Genomic DNA, 2252 nt, shown 5'->3' on the forward strand with positions numbered 1-2252 from the left:
GTCTATGTGATCATGGGCGAGCTTTCCAACCAGGCCGCCGTGCAGCGCACCAAGGACATCGACGATGTGATCGCGACGCCGGATTGCAGCTTCATCAAGATCATCGACAAGCAGACGTCGAACTGGAACCGCGACGAGGCGCAGAACCTGATGACCAACTGGCTTTCGACCGGCAAGCCGTTCGATGGCGTCATCGCCAACAATGACGAAAGCGCCATCGGCGCCATCCAGGCGATGAAGGCCGGCAACATCGACATGAAGGCGGTTGTCGTCGGCGGCGTCGATGCCACCCAGGACGCGCTGGCGGCCATGCAGGCGGGCGACCTCGACGTAACTGTGTTCCAGGACGCGGCCGGCCAGGGCGCCGGCGCTCTCGATGCGGCGCTCAAGCTCTCCAAGGGCGAGAAGGTCGAGCACAAGGTCTACGTGCCCTTCCAGCTGGTGACGCCAGCCAACATCGACAAGTTCCTGAAGAAGAACTGAGCCGCCAGCGGTTCGATACGGAGCGGCGCTCTCGATCAAGACAGCGCCGCTCCCTCTCTCCCTCAGCGCCGGCACGGCGCGAGGGCGACCGCGGCTGATGGAGGACAGAATACGTGGCACAGACATCTCATGGCGTCGGCGGCGTCGGTTATGATGCGAAGAAGCGCACATGGCCGGCCGAGTTCAATGTTTTCCTGGCCCTGGTCATTCTCGTCGTCATCTTCGAACTGATCGGCCGCATCTTTCTCGGCGACAGCTTCCTGTTCAACACACGCAGCGATGTCGGCGGCATCTTCAACGAAGCGCGCCTGCAGATCATCATCCTGCAGGTGTCGATCGTCGGCATCATCGCCATCGGCGTGACACAGGTCATCATCACCGGCGGCATCGACCTGTCCTCGGGCTCGATCGTCGGCGCGACCGCCATGATCGCCATGAGCTTCGCCCAGGTGGCGACGGTCAACGGCAACCCCAATCCCAAGGCGATGTTCCTGGCGCAGGGCTGGACCGACCTGCCTGTCATCGTGCCGCTGCTGGTGGCGATCGCCTGCGGCCTCTTCGCCGGCCTGGTCAATGGCGCGCTGATCGCCTACACGCGCATTCCGCCATTCATCGCCACGCTCGGCATGATGGTGACCGCGCGCGGCATCGCCAAATGGTGGTCCAAGGGCCAGCCGATCTCGTTTCCCACCGAGAGTTTCGCCAGCATCGGCAAAGGCCTGATGCCGGTCGTCATCTTCCTGTCGCTGGCCATCCTGTTCCAGCTGATCATGACCTATACGAGGTACGGCAAGCACTGTTACGCGATCGGCTCCAACGAGGACGCCGCGCGCATGTCCGGCATCAAGATCGCCAATCACAAGATCCTGGTCTACGTCATCGCCGGCATTCTCGCCGCGCTCGCCGCCGTGGTGCTGAGCTCCAAGAACCTGACCGCGCAGTCCGGCATGGGCGTGATGTACGAACTCGACGCCATCGCCATGGCGGTCATCGGCGGGGTCTCGCTGTCGGGCGGCCGCGGCTCGATCATCGGCACGGTGATCGGCTCGCTGATCTTCGGCGTCATCATCTCCGGCTTCACCTTCCTGCGCCTCGACGCCTACTACCAGGAGATGGTCAAGGGCGTGATCATCGTCGGTGCGGTGGTTCTCGACCAGTGGCGCCAACGCCTGCGGGCAATGAGGGCATGACCATGTCAGACATCGTCCTGAAGACCGAAAACCTGACCAAGCGCTATGGCGGCGTGCATGCGCTGGAAGGCGCGAACTTCGAGCTGCGCAAGGGCGAGCATGTCGCCATCATGGGCGACAACGGCGCCGGCAAATCGACCTTCGTGCGCCAGATCACCGGCGTCGAGCAGCGCACCAGCGGCCAGATCTGGTTCGACGGCAAGGAAGTGAACTTTGCCGGGCCGATCGAGGCCCGCACGGCGGGCATCGAGACCGTGTTCCAGAATCTGGCGCTGGCCGACGATCTCGACGTGCCGTCGAACCTGTTCCTCGGCCGCGAGAAGGTTTTGTTCAACCTCGGCCCGTTCTCGATCCTCGACCGCAAATACATGCGCAAGGCAACCGAGGCGGCGCTGGTCCGCACGGCGGTGAAGATCCCCAATCTGTCCAACACCATCCGCCACATGTCGGGCGGCCAGCGCCAGTGCGTGGCGATCGCCCGGACGGCGACCTTCGCCTCCAAGCTGATCATCATGGACGAGCCCACCGCCGCCCTTGGCGTGCAGGAGACCGCGCAGGTCGAAAACATCGTGCGTACGC

At 63.6% G+C, this 2252-nt stretch carries 3 protein-coding genes; all 3 read left to right on the forward strand.

Annotated features, from left to right (window positions below; genetic code table 11):
- On the forward strand, positions 1–483 hold a 483-nt coding region (locus tag ENZ75_RS29415), incomplete at its 5' end, for a substrate-binding domain-containing protein (protein ID WP_164888102.1).
- Positions 484–596: 113 nt separating this feature from the next.
- Positions 597–1673 carry an ABC transporter permease gene (locus tag ENZ75_RS29420; protein ID WP_013528362.1) on the forward strand — a complete coding sequence of 359 codons (1077 nt, stop codon included), beginning with the start codon at positions 597–599 and terminating at the stop codon, positions 1671–1673.
- 2 nt (positions 1674–1675) lie between these two features.
- Positions 1676–2252, forward strand: a 577-nt coding sequence (locus tag ENZ75_RS29425) for an ATP-binding cassette domain-containing protein (RefSeq protein WP_164888103.1), incomplete at its 3' end; no start/stop codon positions are given.

It is taken from the genome of Mesorhizobium sp. M7A.F.Ca.CA.002.04.1.1 (genome assembly GCF_004022805.1).
Taxonomy (GTDB): Bacteria; Pseudomonadota; Alphaproteobacteria; order Rhizobiales; family Rhizobiaceae; genus Mesorhizobium; species Mesorhizobium ciceri.